The organism is Sphingomonas palmae, assembly GCF_900109565.1.
Classification (GTDB): Bacteria; Pseudomonadota; Alphaproteobacteria; order Sphingomonadales; family Sphingomonadaceae; genus Sphingomonas; species Sphingomonas palmae.
Map to the genome: position 1 here is coordinate 302,102 of NZ_FNZZ01000003.1, position 18,147 is coordinate 320,248.

The 18,147-nt window shown below is 65.1% G+C and carries 29 protein-coding genes; 28 read left to right on the plus strand and 1 reads right to left on the minus strand.

What is annotated here, in order from left to right; genetic code table 11:
• Positions 1-79 precede the first annotated feature (79 nt).
• From rpsL to BMW51_RS09470, 27 genes are all read left to right on the plus strand, one after another.
• Positions 80-451: a 30S ribosomal protein S12 gene (gene rpsL, locus BMW51_RS09340; protein WP_022691828.1), complete on the plus strand. Its 372-nt coding sequence runs from the start codon at positions 80-82 to the stop codon at positions 449-451.
• Positions 452-496: 45 nt separating this feature from the next.
• On the plus strand, positions 497-967 hold the full coding sequence (gene rpsG, locus BMW51_RS09345) for a 30S ribosomal protein S7 (RefSeq protein ID WP_019516008.1): 471 nt from the start codon (positions 497-499) through the stop codon (positions 965-967).
• A gap of 203 nt (positions 968-1,170) precedes the next feature.
• The gene (fusA, locus tag BMW51_RS09350; protein WP_093005705.1) at positions 1,171-3,264 is read left to right on the plus strand and encodes an elongation factor G; all 2,094 of its coding nucleotides are present in this window, start codon (positions 1,171-1,173) and stop codon (positions 3,262-3,264) included.
• 219 nt (positions 3,265-3,483) lie between these two features.
• Positions 3,484-4,680 (plus strand): elongation factor Tu, encoded by a 1,197-nt coding sequence (gene tuf / locus BMW51_RS09355; RefSeq protein ID WP_093005707.1) that lies wholly within the window; start codon positions 3,484-3,486, stop codon positions 4,678-4,680.
• Between the two features lie 205 nt (positions 4,681-4,885).
• Positions 4,886-5,194 carry a 30S ribosomal protein S10 gene (rpsJ, locus tag BMW51_RS09360; RefSeq protein WP_055983317.1) on the plus strand — a complete coding sequence of 103 codons (309 nt, stop codon included), beginning with the start codon at positions 4,886-4,888 and terminating at the stop codon, positions 5,192-5,194.
• A 295-nt stretch (positions 5,195-5,489) separates the two neighbouring features.
• Positions 5,490-6,242, plus strand: a complete 753-nt coding sequence (gene rplC, locus BMW51_RS09365) for a 50S ribosomal protein L3 (protein ID WP_093005709.1) — start codon at positions 5,490-5,492, stop codon at positions 6,240-6,242.
• Between the two features lie 2 nt (positions 6,243-6,244).
• Positions 6,245-6,859 carry a 50S ribosomal protein L4 gene (gene rplD / locus BMW51_RS09370; RefSeq protein WP_093005711.1) on the plus strand — a complete coding sequence of 205 codons (615 nt, stop codon included), beginning with the start codon at positions 6,245-6,247 and terminating at the stop codon, positions 6,857-6,859.
• Complete coding sequence (locus BMW51_RS09375) at positions 6,852-7,166, plus strand: 50S ribosomal protein L23 (protein ID WP_019516014.1); 315 nt, start codon at positions 6,852-6,854, stop codon at positions 7,164-7,166. The genes rplD and BMW51_RS09375 overlap by 8 nt, the downstream gene beginning before the upstream one ends.
• Before the next feature lies 1 nt (position 7,167).
• Complete coding sequence (gene rplB / locus BMW51_RS09380; RefSeq protein WP_019516015.1) at positions 7,168-8,001, plus strand: 50S ribosomal protein L2; 834 nt, start codon at positions 7,168-7,170, stop codon at positions 7,999-8,001.
• A complete protein-coding gene (gene rpsS / locus BMW51_RS09385) occupies positions 8,001-8,276 on the plus strand; it encodes a 30S ribosomal protein S19 (RefSeq protein WP_019516016.1) in 276 nt (91 codons plus the stop codon). Before rplB ends, rpsS begins: the two co-directional genes overlap by 1 nt.
• Positions 8,276-8,653: a 50S ribosomal protein L22 gene (rplV, locus tag BMW51_RS09390; protein ID WP_019516017.1), complete on the plus strand. Its 378-nt coding sequence runs from the start codon at positions 8,276-8,278 to the stop codon at positions 8,651-8,653. The genes rpsS and rplV overlap by 1 nt, the downstream gene beginning before the upstream one ends.
• Positions 8,653-9,360: a 30S ribosomal protein S3 gene (gene rpsC / locus BMW51_RS09395; protein ID WP_019516018.1), complete on the plus strand. Its 708-nt coding sequence runs from the start codon at positions 8,653-8,655 to the stop codon at positions 9,358-9,360. Before rplV ends, rpsC begins: the two co-directional genes overlap by 1 nt.
• A gap of 15 nt (positions 9,361-9,375) precedes the next feature.
• Positions 9,376-9,810, plus strand: a complete 435-nt coding sequence (rplP, locus tag BMW51_RS09400) for a 50S ribosomal protein L16 (protein ID WP_019516019.1) — start codon at positions 9,376-9,378, stop codon at positions 9,808-9,810.
• A gap of 1 nt (position 9,811) precedes the next feature.
• Entirely contained in the window at positions 9,812-10,024 is a 213-nt protein-coding gene (rpmC, locus tag BMW51_RS09405) for a 50S ribosomal protein L29 (RefSeq protein WP_019516020.1), read from the plus strand.
• Between the two features lie 13 nt (positions 10,025-10,037).
• Entirely contained in the window at positions 10,038-10,310 is a 273-nt protein-coding gene (gene rpsQ / locus BMW51_RS09410; RefSeq protein ID WP_019516021.1) for a 30S ribosomal protein S17, read from the plus strand.
• Positions 10,311-10,561: 251 nt separating this feature from the next.
• Positions 10,562-10,930, plus strand: coding sequence for a 50S ribosomal protein L14 (gene rplN, locus BMW51_RS09415; protein WP_019516022.1), 369 nt, complete (start codon positions 10,562-10,564; stop codon positions 10,928-10,930).
• Complete coding sequence (rplX, locus tag BMW51_RS09420; RefSeq protein WP_245708388.1) at positions 10,930-11,253, plus strand: 50S ribosomal protein L24; 324 nt, start codon at positions 10,930-10,932, stop codon at positions 11,251-11,253. Before rplN ends, rplX begins: the two co-directional genes overlap by 1 nt.
• Positions 11,246-11,833, plus strand: a complete 588-nt coding sequence (gene rplE / locus BMW51_RS09425; protein WP_026325811.1) for a 50S ribosomal protein L5 — start codon at positions 11,246-11,248, stop codon at positions 11,831-11,833. Before rplX ends, rplE begins: the two co-directional genes overlap by 8 nt.
• A gap of 18 nt (positions 11,834-11,851) precedes the next feature.
• Positions 11,852-12,157 (plus strand): 30S ribosomal protein S14, encoded by a 306-nt coding sequence (gene rpsN / locus BMW51_RS09430; RefSeq protein WP_026325812.1) that lies wholly within the window; start codon positions 11,852-11,854, stop codon positions 12,155-12,157.
• An 11-nt stretch (positions 12,158-12,168) separates the two neighbouring features.
• Positions 12,169-12,564: a 30S ribosomal protein S8 gene (gene rpsH, locus BMW51_RS09435; RefSeq protein ID WP_093005713.1), complete on the plus strand. Its 396-nt coding sequence runs from the start codon at positions 12,169-12,171 to the stop codon at positions 12,562-12,564.
• Positions 12,564-13,097, plus strand: a complete 534-nt coding sequence (rplF, locus tag BMW51_RS09440; RefSeq protein WP_093005715.1) for a 50S ribosomal protein L6 — start codon at positions 12,564-12,566, stop codon at positions 13,095-13,097. The genes rpsH and rplF overlap by 1 nt, the downstream gene beginning before the upstream one ends.
• Positions 13,094-13,450, plus strand: coding sequence for a 50S ribosomal protein L18 (gene rplR, locus BMW51_RS09445; protein ID WP_093005717.1), 357 nt, complete (start codon positions 13,094-13,096; stop codon positions 13,448-13,450). The genes rplF and rplR overlap by 4 nt, the downstream gene beginning before the upstream one ends.
• A gap of 3 nt (positions 13,451-13,453) precedes the next feature.
• On the plus strand, positions 13,454-14,263 hold the full coding sequence (gene rpsE, locus BMW51_RS09450) for a 30S ribosomal protein S5 (protein ID WP_093005719.1): 810 nt from the start codon (positions 13,454-13,456) through the stop codon (positions 14,261-14,263).
• A 6-nt stretch (positions 14,264-14,269) separates the two neighbouring features.
• Positions 14,270-14,449 carry a 50S ribosomal protein L30 gene (rpmD, locus tag BMW51_RS09455; protein ID WP_093005721.1) on the plus strand — a complete coding sequence of 60 codons (180 nt, stop codon included), beginning with the start codon at positions 14,270-14,272 and terminating at the stop codon, positions 14,447-14,449.
• A gap of 98 nt (positions 14,450-14,547) precedes the next feature.
• Positions 14,548-15,066, plus strand: coding sequence for a 50S ribosomal protein L15 (rplO, locus tag BMW51_RS09460; RefSeq protein WP_093005723.1), 519 nt, complete (start codon positions 14,548-14,550; stop codon positions 15,064-15,066).
• Positions 15,067-15,251: 185 nt separating this feature from the next.
• The gene (gene secY / locus BMW51_RS09465) at positions 15,252-16,616 is read left to right on the plus strand and encodes a preprotein translocase subunit SecY (protein WP_026325813.1); all 1,365 of its coding nucleotides are present in this window, start codon (positions 15,252-15,254) and stop codon (positions 16,614-16,616) included.
• Between the two features lie 45 nt (positions 16,617-16,661).
• A complete protein-coding gene (locus tag BMW51_RS09470) occupies positions 16,662-17,309 on the plus strand; it encodes an adenylate kinase (RefSeq protein WP_093006023.1) in 648 nt (215 codons plus the stop codon).
• Here the strand turns inward: BMW51_RS09470 and BMW51_RS16095 are convergent.
• Positions 17,296-17,439: a hypothetical protein gene (locus BMW51_RS16095; protein WP_177171612.1), complete on the minus strand. Its 144-nt coding sequence runs from the start codon at positions 17,437-17,439 to the stop codon at positions 17,296-17,298. The genes BMW51_RS09470 and BMW51_RS16095 overlap by 14 nt on opposite strands.
• Positions 17,440-17,740: 301 nt before the next feature.
• On the opposite strand from BMW51_RS16095, the gene BMW51_RS09475 reads away from it, so the two are divergent.
• Positions 17,741-17,974 carry a hypothetical protein gene (locus BMW51_RS09475; protein ID WP_093005725.1) on the plus strand — a complete coding sequence of 78 codons (234 nt, stop codon included), beginning with the start codon at positions 17,741-17,743 and terminating at the stop codon, positions 17,972-17,974.
• The last annotated feature ends 173 nt before the right edge of the window (positions 17,975-18,147 follow it).

An 18,147-nucleotide genomic window follows, 5' to 3' on the forward strand; every position in this document is an offset into this window, starting at 1 on the left:
GGCTGCTCCCAGGTCCTTTTCGTATTCCAAGTGCTGTTATGGCTCCAGCAAAGTAACCTATGGAAAGGTGAAGGCTTCAATGCCGACGATCAACCAGCTGGTCCGCAAGGGCCGCGACCCGCAGAAGGCCAAGTCGAAGGTCCCTGCGATGGAGCAGAACCCGCAGAAGCGCGGCGTCTGCACCCGTGTTTACACCACGACCCCGAAGAAGCCGAACTCGGCGCTGCGCAAGGTGGCCAAGGTCCGCCTGACCAACCAGCGCGAAGTCATCAGCTACATCCCGGGCGAAGGCCATAACCTGCAGGAGCACTCGGTGGTGCTGATCCGCGGCGGGCGTGTGCGCGATCTTCCCGGCGTGCGCTACCACGTGCTGCGCGGCGTGCTCGACACGCAGGGCGTCAAGGACCGCAAGCAGTCGCGGTCGAAGTACGGTGCGAAGCGGCCGAAGTAATTCGGCCCCGCCGTTTCTTTTACAGCTGTTTGAAAGGTCTTCCTCATGGCGCGTCGTCGTCGTCCAGAAAAGCGTGAAATCCTGCCCGATCCCAAGTTCGGTGACATCACGCTGTCCAAGTTCATGAATTCGGTGATGCTCGACGGCAAGAAGTCCGTCGCAGAGGGCATCGTCTATGGTGCGATGGAAACCGTCGAGACCCGCGCGAAGCGCGAGCCGATCGGCGTGTTCCACGACGCGCTGAACAACATCAAGCCGGGTATCGAGGTCCGTTCGCGCCGCGTCGGCGGTGCGACCTACCAGGTGCCCGTCGAGGTTCGTCCCGAGCGCGCTCAGGCGCTGGCGATCCGCTGGCTGATCGCGGCCGCACGTGCGCGCAGCGAGAACACGATGGCCGCGCGCCTGTCGGGTGAGCTGCTCGACGCGTCGAACAACCGTGGTAACGCGGTGAAGAAGCGCGAAGACACGCACCGCATGGCGGAAGCGAACCGCGCGTTCAGCCACTACCGCTGGTAAGTGGTTGCGAACGCTGGCCCGACGGTTGGCGTTCGCGATAACATAGACTATATCGGTTGAGCGGGTTCGCCCGCACTCCCGATCGCTGTTCCCTCCACGCGGAGGTGTAGGGCCGAGCTTGGACAAGCTCGGCCCGAACGGCTAGGGGGCGACCTCGCAAACGTTGGCATCGCCGGGCTGATCCGGCACAGGAGTGAAGCATCATGGCCCGCAGCCATCCGCTCGAACTTTATCGTAATATCGGCATCATGGCGCACATTGATGCCGGCAAGACGACGACGACCGAGCGCATCCTTTATTACACCGGCAAGTCCTACAAGATCGGCGAAGTGCACGAAGGCACCGCGACGATGGACTGGATGGAGCAGGAGCAGGAGCGCGGCATCACGATCACGTCGGCCGCGACGACGTGCAAGTGGCGCGCCGAAGAGGGCAAGGGCCCCGAGCACCTGATCAACATCATCGACACGCCGGGCCACGTCGACTTCACGATCGAAGTGGAGCGTTCGCTGCGCGTCCTCGACGGCGCGGTCGCGTGCTTCGACGGCGTCGCCGGCGTCGAGCCGCAGTCGGAAACCGTGTGGCGTCAGGCCGACAAGTACGGCGTGCCGCGCATGTGCTTCGTCAACAAGCTCGACCGTACCGGTGCCGATTTCTACTTCTGCGTGCAGTCGATCATCGATCGTCTGGGTGCGAAGCCCGCGGTGCTGTACCTGCCGATCGGCATCGAGGGTCAGTTCAAGGGTCTGGTCGACCTAGTTGAGAACCGCGCGATCATCTGGCTCGAAGAGTCGCTGGGCGCGAAGTTCGAGTATCAGGACATTCCCGCCGACCTTGCCGACAAGGCCGCGAAGTATCGCAGCGACCTAATCGAGCTCGCGGTCGAGCAGGACGACGACGCGATGGAGGCGTATCTTGAGGGCAACGAGCCCGACACCGCCACGCTCAAGAAGCTGATCCGCAAGGGTACGCTCAACATGTCGTTCGTGCCGGTCGTCTGCGGCTCGGCCTTCAAGAACAAGGGCGTGCAGCCGCTGCTCGACGCGGTGGTCGATTATCTGCCGAGCCCGCTCGACGTGCCGGCGATCAAGGGCGTCAAGCTCGACGGCGAAACGCCGGACGAGCGTCCGTCCTCGGACGAGGCACCGTTCTCGGCGCTGGCGTTCAAGATCATGAACGATCCGTTCGTCGGCTCGCTCACCTTCGCTCGCATCTACTCGGGCGTCCTCACCAAGGGTGGTTACCTGAATTCGGTGAAGGATAAGAAGGAGAAGATCGGTCGTATGCTCCTGATGCACGCGAACTCGCGTGAGGACATCGACGAGGCACGCGCGGGCGACATCGTCGCGATCGCGGGTCTCAAGGAGACGACGACCGGCGACACGCTGTGCGATCCGGCGCACCCGATCATCCTCGAGCGGATGGAATTCCCCGAGCCCGTGATCGAGCTGTCGGTGGAGCCGAAGACCAAGGCCGACCAGGAGAAGATGGGCATCGCGCTCAACCGCCTGGCCGCCGAGGATCCTTCGTTCCGCGTCTCGACCGATCACGAATCGGGTCAGACCATCATCAAGGGAATGGGCGAGCTCCACCTCGAGATCCTGGTCGATCGCATGAAGCGCGAGTTCAAGGTCGAGGCGAACGTCGGCGCCCCGCAGGTCGCCTATCGCGAGTATCTGAAGAAGCCGGTCGACATCGACTACACGCACAAGAAGCAGTCGGGTGGTACCGGCCAGTTCGGACGCGTGAAGGTCAAGCTGACACCGGGCGAGCGCGGCCAGGGGATCGTCTTCAAGGACGAGATCAAGGGCGGCAACATTCCGCGCGAGTACATCCCCGCGATCGAGAAGGGCTTCCGCGAGACCGCGGCGACCGGTTCGCTGGTCGGCTTCCCGATCATCGACTTCGACATCACGCTGTACGACGGCGCGTACCACGACGTCGACTCGTCGGCGCTGGCGTTCGAAATCACCGCGCGCGGTGCGATGCGTGAGGCGGCGCAGAAGGCCGGCATCACGCTGCTTGAGCCGGTGATGCGTGTCGAGGTCGTGACGCCCGAGGATTACCTCGGCGACGTGATCGGCGACATGAACAGCCGTCGCGGCCAGATCCAGGGCACCGACACGCGCGGCAACGCTCAGACGGTTGAGGCGATGGTCCCGCTGGCGAACATGTTCGGCTATGTGAACGCGCTCCGCTCGTTCACGCAGGGCCGCGCCAGCTACTCGATGCAGTTCTCGCACTACGACGAAGTGCCGCAGAACGTCGCCGACGAGGTGAAGGCCAAGCTCGCCTAAGGTGCACGGGAGCAGGGCAACCTGCTCCCGAGACACCGCAGGCCGGGCGACCTCGGGCCCGCCCGAGGATCGACGACGCGGAATTCACTTCCGCGTCGCCCCGCGACTGGGAACATCCCGGCCAAGGGGTTTGCGCAACACGAATTCAGCCGCTATGGGGCCGCCTTCACCGCGGGTCCTGCGTGCGGCTCCAGTGACATCCAAGAAGGTAGGGAAACAATGGCTAAGGCTAAGTTTGAGCGGACCAAGCCGCACCTGAACATCGGCACCATCGGTCACGTCGACCACGGCAAGACCTCGCTGACGGCGGCGATCACGAAGGTGCTGGCGGAGAACGTTGCGGGTAACGCAGCGGTCGACTTCGCGAACATCGACAAGGCTCCGGAAGAGCGCGAGCGCGGCATCACGATCTCGACCGCGCACGTCGAGTACGAGACGGCGAACCGCCACTACGCGCACGTCGACTGCCCGGGTCACGCCGACTACGTGAAGAACATGATCACCGGTGCCGCCCAGATGGACGGCGCGATCCTGGTTGTGTCGGCGACCGACGGCCCGATGCCGCAGACCCGCGAGCACATCCTGCTCGCGCGCCAGGTCGGCGTGCCGGCGATGGTCGTGTTCATGAACAAGGTCGATCTGGTCGACGACGAGGAAATCCTCGAGCTCGTCGAGCTGGAAATCCGCGAGCTGCTGAGCTCGTACGAGTTCCCGGGCGACGACATTCCGATCATCAAGGGTTCGGCCACCTGCGCGCTGTCGGGTTCGGACCAGAAGCTCGGCACCGACGCGGTGATGGAGCTGATGAAGAACGTCGACGAGTACATCCCGCAGCCCGAGCGTCCGCTCGACAAGCCGTTCATGATGCCGATCGAGGACGTGTTCTCGATCTCGGGTCGCGGCACCGTCGTGACCGGCCGCGTCGAGACCGGCGTGGTGAAGGTTGGCGAGGAAGTCGAGATCGTCGGTATCCACCCGACCGTCCGCAAGACCACCGTCACGGGCGTCGAGATGTTCCGCAAGCTGCTCGACCAGGGCCAGGCCGGCGACAACGTCGGTGCGCTGATCCGCGGTGTGGCGCGGGACGAGGTGGAGCGCGGCCAGGTGCTGTGCAAGCCGGGCTCGATCAAGCCGCACACCGACTTCGCGTCGGAAGTGTACGTGCTGTCGAAGGACGAGGGTGGCCGTCACACGCCGTTCTTCGCCAACTATCGTCCGCAGTTCTACTTCCGCACGACCGACGTGACCGGCACCGTCGAGCTGCCCGAGGGCACCGAGATGGTGATGCCGGGCGACAACGTTGCTCTCGGCATCAAGCTGATCGCGCCGATCGCGATGGACGTCGGCCAGCGCTTCACCATTCGCGAGGGCGGTCGTACCGTCGGCGCAGGGGTTGTCAGCTCGATCGACAAGTAATATAGGCGCCAGCCTTACGGAGGTCGGTGGTTCTACCACCGGCCATCAGCAAGCGGCCCGCACCGGCGACGGTGCGGGCCGTTCGCTTTTAAGTAGGAACACCCTCACGCCGCGGCTCCGTCCGACGTGATCGTGTTCAGTCGCAAGCGTATCAAACCAGCAAGAGCCGCTCGCCGCGGCCCGCTCTTTCGCATCGGTAGGGAACATGGACACCAACATCCGCATCCGCCTGAAGGCATTCGATCACCGCGTGCTCGACCAGGCGACCGGCGACATCGCCGACACCGCGCGCCGCACCGGTGCGCTGATCCGTGGCCCGATCCCGCTTCCGACCCGCATCGAGAAGTTCACCGTCAACCGCGGTCCGCACATCGACAAGAAGAGCCGTGAGCAGTTCGAGGTGCGCACCTACAAGCGCATGCTCGACATCGTGCAGCCGACCCCGCAGACCGTCGACGCGCTGATGAAGCTCGACCTCGCGGCCGGTGTTGACGTCGAGATCAAGCTGGCCTAATGCGCCGGCTCCCGCGGTTGACGCCAGCTTGGTGAGTCCCGCGGGTTTGTCGTTTTCGTCTCGCACGATCGCGACCGTGACAACCCCGCTCTGGCTGGGTTCGCCACAACGTTGAGATACCGCCGGCGGCAACGCCTCCGGGACAGCGTCTCCCGTCACGTTCCTGCAAAGGAGCGACCAGCCCGGGACGGGGGCACGCTTCGCTTATCCGGGCTGACCCGTCGTCCTCGTAAGAGGGCGGCACAAGCACCTTCGGGATGGGCCCGCGGGTGCCTCTGTCTAGGAGCAAAAGATCATGCGCACTGGCGTGATCGCGAAGAAAATGGGCATGACGCGCCTGTTCCAGGATGATGGCCGGCACGTGCCCGTCACCGTCCTGCAACTCGAAGGTTTGCAGGTCATCGCCCGTCGCGAGATGGATCGTGACGGCTACACCGCCGTCCAGCTTGGCGCAGGCAGCGCCAAGGCAAAGAACGTCGCCAAGCCGCAGCGCGGCCACTTCGGCAAGGCCGAAGTCGAGCCGAAGGCGGTCGTTGCCGAGTTCCGCGTGACCGAGGACAACCTCCTCGACGTCGGCGCCGAGCTGTCGGCCGATCACTATGTCGCCGGCCAGTACGTCGACATCCAGGGTCGTACGCAGGGCAAGGGTTTCGCCGGCGCGATGAAGCGCTGGAACTTTGGCGGTCTGCGCGCCACGCACGGCGTGTCGGTCAGCCACCGCTCGCACGGTTCGACGGGTAATCGTCAGGATCCGGGTCGCGTCTTCAAGAACAAGAAGATGGCCGGTCACATGGGCGACAAGAACCGCACGCAGCAGAACCTCGAGATCGTCGGCACCGACGTCGAGCGCGGCCTGATCTTCGTCAAGGGCTCGGTGCCTGGCTCGAAGGGCGGCTGGCTGTTCGTCAAGGACGCGGTCAAGCTGCCGCGCCACGAGACTGCACCGTTCCCGGCCAGCCTGAAGCAGGCTGCCACCAACAACACCGCCGCTGACACGCCGGTCGAGACCTCGACCGACGCGCAGGCGACCGACGGCCAGGAGGGCTGAACGTGAAGGTCAAGGTTTCCTCCTTTGCCGGCACCGATGCGAGCGAGATCGAGCTCAACGACGAGGTCTTCGGCCTCGATCCGCGTGCCGACATCCTGCACCGCGTCGTGACCTGGCAGCTCGAGAAGCGTCGTGCGACCGCGCGCGGCACCCGTGAGCGCGCCGACGTTGCCCGCTCGGGCAAGAAGTTTGGTCGCCAGAAGGGCGGCGGTACGGCTCGTCACGGCGATCGCCGCGCTCCGGTGTTCATCGGCGGTGGTAAGGCGCACGGCGCTCGCGTTCGTGACTTCAATCCCGGTCTGAACAAGAAGGTTCGCGCGCTGGGTCTGAAGATGGCGCTGTCGAGCCACGCCAGGAATGGTTCGCTGATCGTGCTGGACGGCTTCACCGTCGCCAAGACGACCGAGCTCAAGGGCCATTTCGCGACGCTCAATACCGGCAAGCGCACGCTCGTCATCGACGGCGACGCCGGCGAGGGCTTCCGCGCCGGTCGCAACCTGGTCGGCGTCGACATGCTCCCCGCAGTGGGCGCGAACGTCTACGACATCATCAAGGCTGACACGCTGGTCCTGACCCGCGCGGCGGTCGAGAAGCTGGAGGCTCGCTTCAATGGCTAAGCAGGCAAAGGCGATCGACAACCGTCACTATGACGTGATTGTCGCGCCGCACATCACGGAGAAGGCGACCCTTCTCTCCGAGCAGAACGCCGTCGTGTTCAAGGTCGCCAACAAGGCGACCAAGCCGGAGATCAAGGCAGCGGTCGAGGCTCTGTTCGACGTGTCCGTGAAGAGCGTGAACACGATCGTGCAGAAGGGCAAGACCAAGCGTTGGAAGGGTGCGCCCTACCAGCGGTCTGACATGAAGAAGGCGATCGTCACCCTCACCGAGGGTCAGTCGATCGACGTCACCGAGGGGGCCAAGTAAGATGGCACTCAAGCATTATAACCCGACGTCGCCCGCGCAGCGCGGCCTCATCCTCGTCGACAAGTCGTCGCTGTGGAAGGGCAAGCCCGTCAAGGCGCTGACCGAGGGCAAGAACAAGACCGGCGGCCGCAACAACAAGGGCCACGTGACCAGCCGCGGTATCGCGGGCGGCCACAAGCAGAAGTATCGCTTCATCGACTTCAAGCGTCGCAAGTGGGACGCCGAGGGCACGGTCGAGCGGCTCGAGTACGATCCCAACCGCACCGCGTTCATCGCGCTGGTGTCGTACGCGGACGGCGAGCAGGCTTACATCATCGCGCCGCAGCGTCTTGCGGTCGGTGACAAGGTGATTGCGGCGAAGAAGACCGACACCAAGCCCGGCAATGCGATGGAGATCGGCCAGGTCCCCGTCGGCACCATCGTTCACAACGTGGAGATGAAGCCGAACAAGGGTGGGCAGATCGCGCGCTCGGCCGGCACCTACGTGCAGGTCGTCGGTCGCGACCGCGGCATGGTGATCGTGCGCCTGAACTCGGGCGAGCAGCGCTACATCCGTGCCGAGTGCATGGCGACCGTTGGCGCGGTGTCAAATCCGGACAACCAGAACACGAACCTCGGCAAGGCTGGTCGTTCGCGCTGGATGGGTTCGCGTCCGCTGACGCGCGGTGTTGCAAAGAACCCGGTCGACCACCCGCACGGCGGTGGTGAAGGCCGGACCTCGGGCGGCCGTCATCCGGTCACGCCGTGGGGCAAGCCGACCAAGGGTGCGCGCACCCGCCACAACAAGTCTACGGACAAGATGATCATCCGTAGCCGTCACGCGAGGAAGAAGTAATGGCGCGCTCCGTCTGGAAGGGCCCGTTCGTCGAACTGAGCCTTCTCAAGAAGGCCGAAGCCGCGCAGGACGCGGGTGGCCGCGCGCCGATCAAGACCTGGTCGCGCCGTTCCACCATCCTGCCGCAGTTCGTCGGTCTGACGTTCACCGTCTACAATGGCCGCAAGTTCGTGCCCGTCTCGATCAACGAGGACATGGTCGGCATGAAGCTCGGCGAGTTCGCGCCGACCCGGTATTTCCCGGGTCACGCGGCTGACAAGAAGGGCAAGCGCTGATGTCGAAGCCAGCATCCCCTCGCAAGGTCGGCGACAAGGAGGCCTTGTCGGTCGGCACGCAGATCCGCGGATCGGCGCAGAAGCTCAACCTGGTCGCGGGCCTGATCCGTGGCCGCAAGGTCAGCGACGCGCTGAACATCCTGCAGTTCTCGACCAAGGCAATGGCGGTTGACGCGCGCAAGGTGCTCGCTTCCGCGATCGCCAACGCCGAGAACAACCACAACCTCGACGTTGACGCGCTCGTCGTCGCCGAGGCGTCGGTCGGCAAGTCGATCACCATGAAGCGGTTCGCCACGCGCGGCCGCGGCAAGTCCACCCGCATCCTGAAGCCGTTCTCGCGGCTGCGGATCGTCGTGCGCGAGCAGGAAGAAGCCTAATGGGTCACAAGAGCAACCCGATCGGTCTGCGCCTGCAGATCAACCGCACCTGGGACAGCCGCTGGTTCGCGGAAGGCCAGGACTATGGTCGCCTGCTGCTGGAGGATCTGAAGATCCGCCAGTACATCATGGACACGCTGCCGCAGGCGGCGATCTCCAAGGTGGTGATCGAGCGTCCGGCCAAGCTGTGCCGCATCTCCGTCTTCGCCGCGCGCCCCGGCGTGATCATCGGCAAGAAGGGGTCGGACATCGAGAAGCTTCGCAAGAAGCTCGGCACGATGACCGCCTCGGACGTGTCGCTGAACATCGTCGAAATCCGCAAGCCCGAGGTCGACGCCAAGCTCGTTGCGCAGGGCATCGCCGACCAGCTCGAGCGTCGTATCGCCTTCCGCCGCGCCATGAAGCGCGCGGTGCAGTCGGCAATGCGCCTGGGTGCCGACGGCATCCGCGTCGCGTGCGGTGGTCGCCTGGGCGGCGCCGAGATCGCGCGTTCGGAGAGCTATCGTGAGGGCCGGGTGCCGCTGCACACGCTGCGCGCCAACCTCGACTATGCCGAAGCGCAGGCGCACACCGCTTACGGTGTTTGCGGCGTCAAGGTGTGGGTGTTCAAGGGCGAGATCCTGGGCCACGATCCGATGGCGCAGGACCGGCTGATGATGGAGGCTCAGACCTCCGGCGTGCGCCCGGCGCGCGACGATCGCCGCTAAGGTACTGGACAGGACATGCTGCAACCAAAGCGCACCAAGTTCCGCAAGGCGTTCAAGGGCCGCATCCACGGCGACGCCAAGGGCGGCACGGCTCTGAACTTCGGCTCCTATGGGCTGAAGGCAATGGAGCCGGAACGCATCACCGCGCGTCAGATCGAGGCGGCTCGCCGCGCGATCACGCGCCACATCAAGCGCCAGGGCCGTCTCTGGATCCGCATCTTCCCGGACGTTCCCGTCTCGTCGAAGCCGGCCGAAGTCCGCATGGGCTCGGGCAAGGGTTCGCCGGAGTTCTGGGCCGCCCGCGTCAAGCCGGGCCGGATCCTGTTCGAGCTCGACGGCGTCGAGGGCAAGATCGCCGCGGAAGCATTCGAGCGCGCCGCGATGAAGCTGCCGATCAAGACCAAGGTCGTGGCGCGTCTGGGCGACACGTCGCACCTGGGAGGCGAGTGAGATGGCTAAGGGTAAGACCAAGACCGATTTCGTTGGCCAGACCGACGACCAGCTCGGCGAGAGCCTGGGCCAGCTGAAGCGCGAGCAGTTCAACCTGCGCTTCCAGGCAGCGACCAACCAGCTCGAGAAGCCGAGCCGCGTTCGCGAGGTCCGCAAGGATATCGCGCGCATCAAGACCCAGCAGGCGCAGCGCAACGCTGCCGCTGGCAAGTAAGAGGACGAGAGACATGCCGAAGCGCGTGCTGACCGGGGTGATCGTCTCGGACAAGGGCGAGAAGACGGTGGTCGTCAACGTGGAGCGCAAGGTCAAGCACCCGCTCTACGGCAAGATCATCCGCCGTTCGAAGAAGTACCACGCCCACGACGAGGCGAACGAGTACAAGCAGGGCGAGACCGTGCGCATCGAAGAGACGGCGCCGATGTCGAAGCTCAAGAACTGGAAGGTGGTCGAGCGGGTCAACACCCACGCGACGCCGGAACGGGTCGACGTCGACGCATAAAGCGTCGGGCGTGCGAGTCCTTCCATTGTTTCGTGCAGGGTCTGCCTGATCGCAGAGACCACATGAGCGGCGGAGGGGGCGACGTAGCGACACTGGTGCAGGTTCCGCAGCGGACTTGCGTTTCGTCGCCGGGGCGGTTACCGGACCGCTCCCCCTGGTGCAGCACCGTGCAAACGGTCGCCCGCGCCGGGGGTCGTTATTTTAGGCGGGGTTGGGTCGGTATCCACCCCATTGGATAAGGACACGGATCAATGATCCAGATGCAGTCGAACCTCGACGTCGCTGACAACAGCGGCGCGAAGCGCGTGCAGTGCATCAAGGTGCTGGGCGGCTCCAAGCGTCGCACGGCCGGCGTGGGCGACATCATCGTCGTCTCCGTCAAGGAAGCACAGCCGCGCGGTCGCGTGAAGAAGGGCGACGTTCACCGCGCCGTCATCGTGCGCACCGCCAAGGACATCCGCCGCGCCGATGGCTCGGTTATCCGCTTCGACGGCAATGCCGCGGTGCTGGTCAACAAGAACGAGGAGCCGATCGGCACCCGTATCTTCGGGCCGGTGGTGCGCGAGCTGCGCGGGCGTGGCCACATGAAGGTCATCAGCCTGGCGCCGGAGGTGCTGTGATGAGCAACACGAAGATGAAGATCAAGAAGGGCGATCAGGTCATCGTCCTGTCGGGCAAGGACAAGGGCAAGACCGGCACGGTCACGCTCGCCATGCCGCGCGACCAGAAGGTCGTCGTGGGCGGCGTCAACGTCGCGACCCGTCACCGCAAGCCGAGCCAGGCGCAGCCGCAGGGCGGCCTGGAGCGCGTTGAGGCACCGCTGCACGTCTCCAAGGTCGCTCACGTGACCGCCGACGGCAAGCCGACGCGCGTGCGCTACGAGACGCAGGACGGCAAGAAGGTCCGCGTTTCGGTCAAGACCGGGAGCAAGATCGATGGCTGATTATAAGCCCCGCATGAAGTCGATGTACGACGACTCGATCGCGAAGGCGATGACCGAGAAGTTCGGGTACAAGAACGTGCTCGAGGTTCCGCGGATCGAGAAGATCGTGCTTAACATGGGCGTCGGTGAGGCGACCCAGGACAAGAAGAAGGTCGAGCAGGCAGCCTCCGAGATGGAGCTGATCGCTGGCCAGAAGCCTGTCATCACCAAGGCGAAGAAGTCGATCGCGCAATTCAAGCTGCGTGAAGGCATGCCGATCGGCGTCAAGGTGACGCTGCGTCGCGAGCGCATGTACGAGTTCCTTGACCGTTTCATCACGATCGCGCTGCCGCGCGTTCGCGATTTCCGTGGTCTGAACCCGAAGAGCTTCGACGGTCGCGGCAACTACGCCTGCGGCATCAAGGAGCAGATCGTGTTCCCCGAGATCAATTATGACCGCATCGACAAGGTGCGCGGCATGGACGTGATCGTGACGACCAGCGCGAAGACCGACGAGGAGGCGCGCGAGCTCCTCCGTTTGTTCGGCTTCCCGTTCCCGCAGGCCGAGGACGAGGCCGATGCGCCGCGTCAGGCCGCGTAACAAAGAGAGCTTAAGTCCATGGCGAAACTGAGTTCCGTGAACAAGAACGAGCGTCGCAAGAAGCTCGTCAAGCAATATGCCCCGAAGTTCGCAAAGCTGAAGGCGATTGCCAACGACGAGTCGCTCGACGAGACCGAGCGTCTCATTGCGCGCCTCAAGATGTCCGAGCTGCCGCGTAACGCGAACCCGACCCGTATCCGCAATCGCTGCGAGATCACCGGGCGCCCGCGCGCTTATTACCGCAAGTTCCGTCTCGCACGTGTGATGCTGCGCGATCTGGCCAACAAGGGCCTGATCCCGGGTCTCACGAAGTCGAGCTGGTAAGGACACGACAGATGGCAGTGACCGATCCCCTGGGTGACCTGCTCACCCGCATCCGCAACGGCCAGCGCGCGCGCAAGGACAGTGTCCTCTCGCCCGCCAGCAAGCTGCGGACCCGCGTGCTCGACGTGCTCCAGCGCGAAGGCTACATTCGTGGCTACAGCGAAGAAGAGATGGGCCCCGCCAAGGGCGTCCGCATCGAGCTCAAGTATTTCGAAGGCCAGCCCGCGATCAAGCACGTGGCGCGCGTCTCGAAGCCCGGCCGCCGGGTCTACTCGGGTAGCCAGGAGCTTCCCCGCGTGATGAACGGTCTGGGCATCACCATCGTCTCGACGCCGCGCGGCGTGCTCTCGGATGCCGAGGCGCGCGAGCAGAACGTCGGTGGCGAAGTGCTGGCGGAGGTGTTCTGATGAGCCGCATCGGAAAGAAAGCAGTGTCGGTTCCGGCCGGCGTGACCGCCGATATCGCCGGTCGCGTGCTGAGCGTGAAGGGCCCCAAGGGCACTTTGACCATGCCGCTCGCCGACGAGATCACCTATGACGTCCAGCAGGACGGCATTTCGGTGCAGCCGGCGAACGACACCAAGCGCGCCCGCGCGTTCTGGGGCATGCAGCGCACGCTGGTGCAGAACCTGGTGACGGGCGTGACCACGGGCTTCTCGAAGAAGCTGGTAATCACCGGCGTCGGCTACCGCGCTGCGGCGCAGGGTCGTAACCTGAAGCTGCAGCTCGGCTACAGCCACGACGTCAATATCGACGTGCCCGAGGGCATCGAGGTGAAGACGCCGGACGCCACCACCGTCGAGATCAGCGGTTCGGACAAGCAGAAGGTGGGTCAGCTCGCCGCCGAGATCCGCCGCTGGCGCAAGCCGGAGCCGTACAAGGGCAAGGGCATCAAGTACGACGGCGAGTTCATCTTCCGTAAGGAAGGAAAGAAGAAGTGACCAAGGGCCTTTCGCTTTTCGAGAAGCGGCGTCGCCGCAACCGCGCCGCGCTGCGCGCGCGGGCGGGCACGCGTCCGCGCCTGTCGGTTCACCGTTCGGGTAAGCACATCTACGCGCAGGTCATCGACGACGAGGCCGGCCGCACGGTGGCTTCGGCCTCGACGCTGGAGCAGGACGCGCGCGGTACCTCGGGTGCCAACGTGTCGGCTGCGACCGAGGTCGGTCGTCGCGTGGCCGAGAAGGCCAAGGCGGCGGGCGTGACGCAGGTCGTGTTCGATCGTGGCGGCTTCCTGTTTCACGGCCGGGTGAAGGCGTTGGCGGAAGCCGCGCGCGAAGCCGGACTGGAGTTCTAAGACATGGCTGACGACAACAACCAGACGGCAGGCGAGCCGATGGCGGCAACCGTGCCGCAGGACGCCGGCCAGAGCGCGGGCACCAACGGTGGTGGCCAGGGTGGCGGCGGCTTCGGTGGCGGTCAGGGCGGCGGCTATCGCGGCGGCCAGGGAGGCGGTCGTGGCGGCCCCGGTGGCGGTCGCGGTCGCGGGGGCCCGGGCGGCAATCGCGGTGGTCGCGATGGCGGTCGCGGTGGTCGTCGTGACGATCGTCGCGGCGGGCAGGACGATGGCGGCGAGGAGCTGATCGAGAAGCTCGTCCACATCAACCGCGTGTCGAAGACGGTAAAGGGCGGCAAGCGCTTCGGCTTCGCGGCACTCGTCGTCGTCGGCGACGGTAAGGGCCGCGTCGGCTTCGGGCACGGCAAGGCGCGCGAGGTGCCGGAGGCAATCTCGAAGGCGACTGCGTCGGCGAAGAAGAAGATGCTGCGCGTTCCGCTCAAGGAAGGTCGCACGCTTCATCACGACGGCAACGGTCACTTCGGTGCCGGTCGCGTCACCGTCCGCTCGGCGCCGCAGGGCACCGGGATCATCGCGGGTGGCCCGATGCGCGCCATCTTCGAGAGCCTGGGTGTCCACGACGTCGTGACCAAGTCGGTCGGCACGTCGAACCCGTACAACATGATCCGCGCGACGTTCGAGGCACTGGGCGAGCAGACTTCGCCCAAGGCCGTTGCACAGCGCCGCGGCAAGAAGATCGCGGACCTGCTCGGTCGCGGCGCCGGCGCTGACGCGCAGACCGCCGAGGCCGATGCCGCGGCGATCACGGAGTAACGATCAATGGCTACCATCAAGGTCAAGCAGACCGGTTCGCCGATCCGCCGCACCAAGGATCAGCGCGCGACGCTGATCGGTCTCGGCCTCAACAAGATGCACAAGGTCGCGGAGCTGCAGGACAGCCCCGAGGTCCGCGGGATGATCCGCAAGGTGCACCACATGGTCGAGGTGCAGGAGGGCTGAGCCTTCTTCACCTTTACCGGTGACAGATACGGGGAAGGGGGCTAAGCGGCCCCCTTCCTTTTCCTTTAGCGCGACAAAAGCGAAAGCGAGTGCATATCATGAAGCTCAACGAACTCCGCGACAACGAAGGTGCCCGCAAGTCCCGCATGCGCGTGGGTCGTGGTATCGGCTCGGGCAAGGGCAAGACCGGCGGCCGCGGCGTCAAGGGTCAGAAGAGCCGCGAAGGCGTGTCGATCGCCGGCTTCGAGGGCGGTCAGATGCCGCTTCACATGCGTTTGCCAAAGCGTGGCTTTAACAACATCTTCGCCAAGGATTACGCCGAGGTAAACCTGGGCGCGATCGAGAAGGCGATCGCGTCGGGCAAGCTGACCGGCACCGACATCGATCACGCAGCGCTCAAGGCGGCGGGCCTCGCCCGCGGTGGGAAGGACGGCGTGCGTCTGCTCGGCAAGGGCACGCTGTCGTCGAAGCTGAACTTCACCGTGGCGGGCGTCTCGGCGTCGGCGCGTGAGGCGGTCGAGAAGGCCGGCGGCTCGGTCACCGTGCCCGAGATCGTTCCGGCCGCGGACAAGGCCAAGGCCAAGCACCGCACCGGTCGCGCGGCACCGCGCGCCTGATTGTAACTGTGGCGCGTCGGCCACAACGCCGACGCGTGCACGGTGTGATCAAACCCGTACCATTAGACAGGGCGAGTAATACGCCTATATGAGCGGCGGGGGCGGGTTGACGCTTCCCGCCGCTTTTGTTTGGTGCGCGCGACGCGCTCGCGCGACCAGTTCCGTTTCCAGGATTCGCGAAAACGATGGCATCCGTAGCCAACAACATGGCCTCCAGCATCAGCCTCGCGAAATTCGCGCAGGCGACCGACCTGAAGAAGCGTCTGTGGTTCACGATCGGCGCGCTGATCGTCTTCCGCCTGCTCAGCTACGTGCCCTTGCCGGGCGTCGACGCGACCGCGCTCGGCCTGCTCGCCGATCAGACCAAGGGTGGCGTGCTCGACTTCTTCAACACCTTCTCGGGTGGTTCGCTCAGCCGCATGTCGCTGATTGCGCTCGGCGTGATGCCGTACATTACCGCCTCGATCGTGGTGCAGCTGGCGACCTCGCTGTCGCCGCAGCTCGCCGCGATCAAGAAGGAAGGCGAAAGCGGTCGCAAGAAGCTGAACCAGTACACCCGCTACGGCACCGTCGCGCTGACCGCGGTGCAGGGCTATTTCATCGCGGTCGGGCTCGAGACGCTGGGCGCGAACTCGGGCATTCAGGCGGTGGTCGAGCCTGGCATGCTGTTCCGCATCAACGCGGTGGTGTCGCTGATCGGCGGCACGATGTTCCTGATGTGGATCGGCGAGCAGATCACCAGCCGGGGCATCGGTAACGGCGTGTCGCTGATCATCATGGCGGGCATCGTGGCGCACCTGCCGACCACGATCGTCAACCTGCTGGAGGGTGGCCGCTCGGGGTCGATGAGCGCGTTCGTGCTGATCGCGATCATTGCGGTGGTCGTCGGGCTCGTGCTGCTGATCTGCTTCATGGAGCGCGCGCAGCGTCGCATCCTGATCCAATATCCCAAGCGGCAAACGCAGCGCGGGATGCAGGCCGACCGCAGCCACCTGCCGCTCAAGATCAACACCGCTGGCGTGATCCCGCCGATCTTCGCCTCGTCGCTGCTGCTGATGCCGCTGACGATCACGCAGTTCGCGGGCAACCGCGTCAAGGGCGACAGCTGGTGGGGTGACGCGATCATCAGCCTCAACCAGTATCTGCAGCACGGTGCGCCGCTCTACATGGCGCTCTACGCCGCAGGCATCATCTTCTTCTCGTTCTTCTACACCGCGGTCGTCTTCAACCCGGAAGAGACGGCAGAGAATCTGAAGCGCTACGGCGGGTTTATTCCCGGCATCCGTCCGGGGAAGAATACCGAAACGTATTTCGACTACGTGCTGACCCGCATCACCGTGATCGGAGCGGCGTACCTGACCTTCATCTGCGTCGTGCCGGAATATCTCGTCTCGGCATTGTCGATCCCGTTCTATCTCGGCGGCACCAGCCTGCTGATCGTCGTCAACGTGACGATGGACACGGTGACGCAGATCCAGTCGCACCTGCTGGCACACCAGTATGGCGACCTGATCAAGAAGTCGAAGCTGAAGGGCGCGCGTCGCCGCTGATCAGCGGTGACGTCGAGTCTGAGCGAAAACGGGGAGATCGCGCGCGTGAACATCATCCTGCTGGGGCCGCCGGGTGCGGGCAAGGGCACGCAGTCGGAGCGGCTGGTCGCCGAGCACAACATGGTGCAGCTCTCGACCGGCGACATGCTGCGCGCCGCGGTTAAGGCGGGCACCCCGGTCGGCGTTCAGGCCAAGGCAGTGATGGACGCGGGCGAGCTCGTGTCCGACGCGATCGTGTCCGCACTCATCGGCGAGCGGATGGACGCGGGCACCGGCGCGGGTGCGATCTTTGACGGTTATCCGCGTACCGCGGCGCAGGCGGACGCGCTCGATCTGCTGCTTGCCGAGCGCGGACAGACGCTCGACCACGTCATCGAGCTCGAGGTGAACGAGGACGCGCTCGTCGAGCGTATCGTCGGCCGCTTCACCTGCGCCAACTGCGGCGCCGGCTATCACGACACGTTCAAGCAGCCGTGCGAGGCGGGGGTGTGCGACGTGTGCGGATCGACCGAGTTCAAGCGTCGCCCCGACGACAACGAGCAGACCGTACGCACCCGCATGGCCGAGTATCGCGCCAAGACCGCGCCGATCATCCCTATCTACGAGGCGCGCGGACTCGTCCGCCGCGTCGACGGCATGGCGGACATTGCGGTCGTGACCGCCTCCATCGAGGCGATCCTCAACGCAGATTGATCCGCGCCGCGACGACGATCGCGGCGCTGCCCACCAGGATCATCGATACGGCCGTGCCGAGCGCGACGAGTCCGCGCGGCGTGAGCTCTATCCTCGCGCGCACCTGACTGCTGCCGATCCGCGCGCGCACCGTTGCTAGCTGTCGTGACATGCCGGTTGAACGCCGGCACGCACCATCCGTGTCCAAGACGACATGACGAAGAGTTCATGCGCGGGTCACCGCCGTCGCACCTGCGCGCGGGTAGAGAAGGGGCATCGGATCGCCGAACGCGATATCGGGCACCACCCCCGCCTGATACTCCCGCGGCTCTGACTACCCGCCGCCCACACTCCCGGTGGCGTCGGGTTCGCCGGCGAGGGCCTTGCGCTCTCGCCGGCGCTTTTACGTCCGCTGCTCGACAAGTGTCATGCGGCGCGTAAGGGGGATGCGTATGGACGCTCTAACCCTGTTCGGCTTCGCGGCGGTGCTGTTCATGCTCGTCTGCTACATGCTGGAGGACCGCGCGCCGTTCTGGACCTTGCTGTTCGCGCTCGGCTGCGTGGCGAGCGGCGTGTACGGGTTCCTGCAGGGTGCGTGGCCGTTCGCGATGGTGGAAATCATCTGGACCGTCGTCGCGTTGCAGCGCTGGGTAAAACTAAAACGACGCGCGGAACCACGCGCTTGACTCGGCGTTTGCGCGCGCCTAACTGAACGACCTTCCGATAGACCGGTCCCGGTGGCGCTTCGTTGCGTGCGCCGCGCTTTTGCGTAAGGGCGGGTCGACCCGGAAGTGCAATGCGACGAGATGGGGCGCGTGGCAGCCATGCCGCACCCCGTGGAGCACAGGAGAACGAATTT